The 976-nt window shown below is 46.1% G+C and carries 2 protein-coding genes; both read right to left on the bottom strand.

Annotated elements, in window-relative coordinates:
* On the bottom strand, nt 1–622 hold a 622-nt coding region (locus tag ACS8FD_RS17260), incomplete at its 3' end, for an anthranilate synthase component II (RefSeq protein ID WP_439276752.1).
* Between the two features lie 33 nt (nt 623–655).
* Nucleotides 656–976 (bottom strand): chorismate-binding protein (locus tag ACS8FD_RS17255; protein WP_439276751.1); only part of this gene is annotated, 321 nt, incomplete at its 5' end.

Raw genomic sequence — 976 nt, 5'->3', positions numbered from 1 at the left:
CGCCTTCGGTGGCAAAGGACTCAGGGTGAAACTGCATGCCCTGAATTGGGTATTCTTTATGCTGCAATCCCATAATCTCATCTCCTGCAAGCGCTGACTCAGCCAAGCTTAAATGATGGTATGCATCATTTGCAATGACAGCTGTGACGCTTAAACACTCAGGCAAAGTATCTGCTCGTACCATAAGTGAGTGGTAGCGCATGATTTCAAGTTCTTGCGGCAAGCCTTGGTAGACACCTGCGTCATCATGGCGAATGGCTGAGACTTTGCCATGCATCGGTACGCTAGCTTGAACCACATCTCCGCCAAATACATGAGCGATACCTTGCATGCCTAAGCAAACACCCAGTAGTGGCACCGTCTTACCCAGTGTCTCAATTACTTCTGCACAGATGCCAAAATAGGCTGGATCATCGGGGGAGCCAGGGCCGGGTGAGATGATAATACGGTCAAGATTCATCGCTTGTACGTCAGGCAAAGTAATCTCGTTGTTGCGTTTAACGATGACGTTTGCAGCGTTAGTGCCGTCTTTATCATCATCCATGGTTTGCAAAATCTCGCCGATATATTGATATAAGTTAAAGGTAAAGGAGTCGTAGTTGTCGATAATTAAAACGTTCATAAGTCATAAGCTCTTTACTGAGATATAGGAAAGTTAGGCGGTCATAAAGCTGTCTAACACCACTTTCATGGCAGAAAGCTTACGCTGAATCTCAAGATATTCATCAGCAGGGTTGGAGTCGTAGACATTGCCGCCGCAAGTTTGCGCGTAAGCGGATTCACCATTGATAAATAGACTACGAATAGGAATAGCAAAAATACAATCGCCATTAAAATTAAACGAACCAAGCGCGCCGCCATAAGCACCGCGACCATCAGGCTCTAACTCATTGATGACCTTAATAGCCTCTACTTTTGGTGCCCCTGATAAGGTGCCAGCGGGAAAGTTGCTGGCTAGAGCGCTAAACATATCTTC

The sequence above is a fragment of the Psychrobacter sp. 1U2 genome (genome assembly GCF_051847575.1).
The sequence above is the reverse complement of the archived record's forward strand: the minus strand, read 5'-3'. Positions and strand labels throughout refer to the sequence as shown.